Raw genomic sequence first — 5,517 nt, 5'->3', positions numbered from 1 at the left:
ACTCGCACCGCACCGGCGCCGACGCGATCCGGATCCTCGGCCCGGTCGGACACCGGCACGCGGGCGCGCTGTGGGACGTGCTGCACACCTGGCTGGGCGGCGAGCAGCCGACCGACAGCTACGCGGCCCTCGCCCCGCACCTCGGCTATGTCCAGGTCAAGGACGTCGCCTCGGCCGAGGACACCACCCCGCTGCCGCTCGGCGCCGGGACGCTGCCGCTCGCCGAGTGCGTGGACGTGCTCACCCGGCGGGACTGGGACGGCTGGCTGTGCTGGGAGTACGAGAAGCGCTGGTACGAGAAGGCGACGCCGCTCGCGGAACTGCTGGGCGACGGGCGGGAGTACCTGGCGCGGCTGCTCGGGGAAGCGGCCTGAGCGGGGATATTCGCTGGCGGGTGCCGGGGGCCGGGGTTAGCCTCCCCCGGTGACCCCGCCGCCCGGGCCGTGCGCCCGCCCCCGCTCATGAGCCTCGCCGGCTCCCTCCTCGACGTACGGCCGCTGCGCACCTCGCCCGTCTTCCGGCGGCTGCTGATCGGGCGGACCGTGTCCGTGCTCGGCGGGTTCATGACCATGGTGACGGTCATGTACCAGGTGTGGGACCGCACCCACAGCACGGCCTGGACCGGCGCCGTCGGGCTCGCGCAGGCGCTGCCGCTGGTCGGGTTCGGGCTGTTCGCCGGAGCCCGGGCGGACCGGGCCGACCGGCGGCGGGTGTACCTCGCGGCCACCGTCGGCCAGGCGGCATGCTCCCTCGCCCTCGCGGTGCAGGGCTTCACCGGGCACGTCCCGGTGGCCGGGGTGCTGCTGCTGGTCGCGGTGCAGTCGGCGTTCGGCGCGCTCGGCGCCCCGGCCGCCGGGGTGTTCCTGCCCCGCCTGCTGCCGAGGGACCAGGTGGCCGCCGGGCTCGCGCTGCAACAGGTCACCGGGCAGTCGATGATGCTGCTCGGGCCCGCGCTGGCCGGGGTGCTGCTCGGCTGGTTCGGCATCGGCGTGTGCTATCTGCTGGACGCCCTGAGCTTCGGCCTCGCCTTCTACGGCGCGTTCGGGCTGCCCCCGCTGCCACCGGAGGGGGCGCCCGCCCGGCCGGGGCTGCGCGGCGCGCTGGACGGGCTGCGGTTCCTGGCCGGGCACCGGGTGGTGCGCGGTGCGCTGATCACCGACCTGGCCGCCACCGTGCTGTCGTTCCCGGTGAGCCTGTTCCCGCTGGTCAACGCCGAACGGTTCGGCGACGACCCGCGCACCCTCGGGCTGTTCCTGTCGGCGCTCGCGGTGGGCGGGGTCGCGGCGACCGCGCTGTCCGGGCCGCTGACCCGGCTGGCCCGGCCGGGCCCGGTGATGCTGTGCGCGTCCGGCGGCTGGGGCGTGGCCCTCGTCCTGTTCGGCCTGTCCACCAGCCCCTGGGCGGGCCTGGTGCTGCTGGTGCTGGCCGGGGCGGCGGACGCGACGGCGGTGGTCGCCCGGTCCACCATCGTGCAGACCCACACCCCGGACGCGCTGCTGGGCCGGGTCACCGCGGTCGAGCAGATCGTCGGCCAGGCGGGCCCGAGCCTGGGCAACGTACGCGGCGGCCTGCTGGCCGGCTGGACCTCCGGTGTGACCGCGCTGGTGACCGGCGGCGCGCTGTGCGTACTGGCGGTGGCCGGCGTCGCCACGACCACCCCGGAACTCCGCGACCGGAAAGCTCTCACCACGGAGCCCGCCGCACCGTGAGCCGTACATGCCGGTACGGGGAATCCCCGGTCGGCGGCCCCTTACTGGTTACTGTGCAGTCCCTTGACGGAAAGAAACTTCCCGGATATTGGTGACTCCTCGGAAGTTTCCTTCAGCGGTTCTCCTCTGGAAGGAGCGCACGTGCCCGACACCAGCACGGGAAGCGACACCGGTACGGGAAGCACGCGAAGAGACACCGCGCGGCCGTCCAGGCGCGCCGTCCTCGCCGCGACCGCGGGCCTCACCGCCGCGCTGACGGTGCCGACGGCCGCGGACGCCGCCGACGGCGACCGCCGGCTGCGCGCCCTGATCTCCCGCATGACGCTGGAGGAGAAGGTCGGCCAGCTGTTCGTGACGCGGGTCTACGGTCACTCGGCCACCGACCCCGACCAGGCCGACATCGACACCAACCTGAAGGAACTCGGTGTCCGCACCGCCGCCGAGCTGATCGCGAAGTACCGGGTCGGCGGCATCATCTACTTCTCCTGGGCGCACAACACCCGCGACCCGCACCAGATCGCCGGGTTGTCCGACGGCATCCAGCGGGTCTCGCTGGACCAGCCGCGCGGGCTGCCCGTGCTCGTCGCCACCGACCAGGAGCACGGCGCGGTGTGCCGGATCGGCAGGCCCGCCACCCTGCTGCCGGGCGCGATGGCGATCGGCGCGGGCCGCTCCCGCTCCGACGCGCGCGCCCTCGGCCGGATCTCCGGCGCCGAGCTGCGCGCGATGGGTGTCCACCAGGACTACTCCCCCGACGCCGACGTGAACGTCAACCCGGCCAACCCGGTCATCGGGGTGCGTTCCTTCGGCGCCGACCCGGACGCGGTCGCCGCGCTGGTCGCCGCCGAGGTGAGGGGCTATCAGTCGGCCGGGGTGGCGACGAGCGCCAAGCACTTCCCGGGCCACGGGGACACCTCCGTGGACAGCCACTACGGCTTCCCGGTCATCACCCACAGCCGCGAGTTGTGGGAGCGGCTGGACGCCGTGCCGTTCCGGGCCGCGATCCGGGCGGGCGTCGACTCGATCATGACCGGGCACATCCAGTTCCCGGCCCTGGACGGCTCCGGCGACCCGGCCACCCTGTCCCGGCCGGTGCTGACGGGCATCCTGCGCGAGGAGCTCGGCTACGACGGGGTCGTGATCACCGACTCGCTCGGCATGCAGGGCGTGCGCACCAAGTACGGCGACGACCGGGTGCCGGTGCTCGCCCTGAAGGCCGGCGTGGACCAGCTGCTCAACCCGCCGTCGCTGGACGTGGCGTGGAACGCGGTGCTGGCGGCCGTACGCGGCGGTGAGCTGACCGAGGACCGGCTGGATGAATCGATCCTGCGCATCCTGCGGCTGAAGGCCCGGCGCGGGGTGCTCGACCATCCGTGGGCCCGCCCGGACCGGATCGGCCGCACGGTGGGCACGGAGGCCCATCTGGCCGCCGCCGACCGCATCGCCGAGCGCACCACCACCCTGCTGGTCAACGAGGACCGCACGCTGCCCTTCGACCCCCGCCGGGAACAGCGGGTCCTGGTCGTCGGCGCCGACCCGGCCTCCCCGTCCGGCACCACCGGGCCGCCCACCGGCGTGCTGGCCGCCGCCCTCACCGGACTGGGCTTCACCGCCACCGCCCTGTCCACCGGCACCGCGCCGTCCGCCACGGCCGTCGACAAGGCGGTCACCGCCGCCGGCAACGCGGACGCGGTGGTCGTGGCCACGTACAACGTGACGGCGGGCAGCTCCCAGCGCACCCTGGTCGAGCGCCTGCTGGCCACCGGCAGACCGGTGGCCGTGGTGGCGGTCCGCAACCCGTACGACATCGCGCAGCTGCCCGCCGTCCGGGCGTGCCTGGCCACGTACTGCTGGACGGACGTCGAACTGCGCGCCGCCGCACGGGTCCTGGCCGGCCGGGTGGCACCGCGCGGGCGGCTGCCGGTGCCGGTGCGGCGGGCGGACGACCCGTCACGGGAGCTGTACCCGATCGGGCACGGGCTGACGTACTGAAGGGTGTCGCAGAAGGCTGTGACACCCTTCAGGGCCGCAGCGCGGGCTCCCGCTCCGCCTCCCGTACGTCCAGCCGCGCGTCGTACCGGGCCAGCGGCCTGGCCTGGTCCACGGTGGCCTGCGGCAGGCCCGCCCAGGCCAGGATGCGGGCGGTCGCGAGGTTCTTCTCGTCCGGGACCAGGCCGGCCACGTTGGCGCCGTGGTTCATGCCGGGCGCGGTGAACACGTAGGAGTCACGGGCGCCCGCGCCGGGCCGGAAGCGCTCCGAGCCCCAGGGGTCGTTCTGGCCGTAGACGAAGAGCATGTGCGTGGCGTGGTGCCTGACCCAGGTGTCCACGTCCCGCATCGCCCACGGCTGGAACCGCATCGGGATGGAGCGGGGCACGTAGTTCCGGGGCGGCTGGTAGCCGTAGCGGATCAGCTTGCGGTCGATGCCGGGGAAGTGGATGGTGGGGGCGCCCAGCTGGGTGCCGGCCTGGTAGTAGTACGGGGTGTACGGGTCCAGTCCCTGGTCGGTGTAGGCGTCGAAGCCGGAGATGGTGTCGAGCGAGGTCCACAGCGCGTCGTCGTCGGCCGTGGCCGCCGGGACCGTGTCGCAGTCCCCGAGCAGGCTGTACTGCCAGAAGCCCCACGCGTAGTCCAGGACGACCGCCTCGTAGGCCCGGTCCAGGCCGCCGATGGTGTCGAAGGTGTAGCCCTTGGCGGCGGCGTACCCGGCGTACTTCTTCTCCATGCGCTCGCGGCGCACCAGTGCCTCGCGCTGGACGGCGGCCAGCCGGTCCCGGCACTCCTTGGTGCCGACGCGGGCGAAGAAGCGGTCGTAGGCGGAGTCCTCGTCGTTCACGACGTCGTTCGGGGCGACGTAGGCGACGACGCCGTCCATGTCACCCGGGTAGAACCGCTCGTAGTAGGTGGCCGTCATGCCGCCCTTGGAGGCGCCGGTGGCCAGCCAGTTCGCGGGGTAGACGGCCTTCAGCGCCCGGAACACGCGGTGCTGGTCGCTCGCGGCCTGCCAGATGTCGAGCTTGGACCAGTCGGCCGGCTGGGGGCGCGACGGGGTGAAGAAACGGTACTCCAGGGAGACCTGGTTGCCGTCCACGATCTGGGTGGGCTCGCGGCGCGAGGGCTTGGTGGAGACGCCGTAGCCGCCGGTGTAGAAGACGGTGGGCCGGCTCACGTCCTTGTGCAGCACGGTGATCCGCTGCTGGAAGGTGCCCCGGTCGGGGTGGCGGTGGTCGACCGGCTGGGTGAAGTTCAGGACGAAGTAGCGGTAGCCGGGGTACGGCTTCTCCTCGATCAGGCTCATGCCGGGTATCGACAGGAGCCGGTCCCTGATGTCGGTGGGCTCGTCACCGGCGGCGGTGGCCGCCCCGGCCGTCGTGCCCAGCGTGCCGATGAGCACCGTGAGCGCGAGCAGCCATCTGAGCGCCTTGCGCATGCGCACTCTCCCCTGTGAGACAGATGTGCGCCGGAAACTATCCCAGCAAGTTCCGCCCCACCAGAGGACGTTCGCCCGGTCGCCGGGCCGCTCCTGCTCAGCGGGTCAGCACAGGATCCAGCCGGAGCTGACCGAGTAGCGGCCCACCGAGCCCCTGATCCACACGCAGCGGTGCCCGGCGTGCACGGTCACCGGGCCGGCGAGGCGGGTGTAGCGGCCCGCGTCGACGACCGGCCGGTTGCCGCGCGCCTGCACGCTGACCGACATCATGCGGGCGGGGCCGGGAACGCGCGGGACGGTGACGGCGCAGACGTAGCCGTCCCGCTTGTAGACGTGGGTGACGCCGGTCTTGAACGGCAGGGTCCGCACCTCGCGCCC

5 protein-coding genes are annotated in these 5,517 nt (G+C 73.5%); 3 read left to right on the top strand and 2 right to left on the bottom strand.

What is annotated here, in order from left to right; all coding sequences use genetic code 11:
* The 3 genes from H5J33_RS21915 to H5J33_RS21905 form a co-directional block, all read left to right on the top strand.
* Positions 1-374 (top strand): sugar phosphate isomerase/epimerase (locus H5J33_RS21915; protein WP_181796627.1); only part of this gene is annotated, 374 nt, incomplete at its 5' end.
* An 87-nt stretch (positions 375-461) separates the two neighbouring features.
* Positions 462-1,709: an MFS transporter gene (locus H5J33_RS21910; protein ID WP_181796626.1), complete on the top strand. Its 1,248-nt coding sequence runs from the start codon at positions 462-464 to the stop codon at positions 1,707-1,709.
* Positions 1,710-1,850: 141 nt separating this feature from the next.
* Positions 1,851-3,701 (top strand): glycoside hydrolase family 3 protein, encoded by a 1,851-nt coding sequence (locus tag H5J33_RS21905; protein WP_181796625.1) that lies wholly within the window; start codon positions 1,851-1,853, stop codon positions 3,699-3,701.
* Positions 3,702-3,729: 28 nt separating this feature from the next.
* On the opposite strand, the gene H5J33_RS21900 is transcribed toward H5J33_RS21905, so the two are convergent.
* A complete protein-coding gene (locus tag H5J33_RS21900; protein WP_181796624.1) occupies positions 3,730-5,139 on the bottom strand; it encodes a S28 family serine protease in 1,410 nt (469 codons plus the stop codon).
* 105 nt (positions 5,140-5,244) lie between these two features.
* Positions 5,245-5,517, bottom strand: a 273-nt coding sequence (locus H5J33_RS21895) for a hypothetical protein (RefSeq protein ID WP_181796623.1), incomplete at its 5' end; no start/stop codon positions are given.

This window comes from Streptomyces sp. WELS2 (assembly GCF_013870595.1).
GTDB lineage: Bacteria > Actinomycetota > Actinomycetes > Streptomycetales > Streptomycetaceae > Streptomyces.
This window is presented reverse-complemented; position numbering and strand designations above follow the sequence as displayed.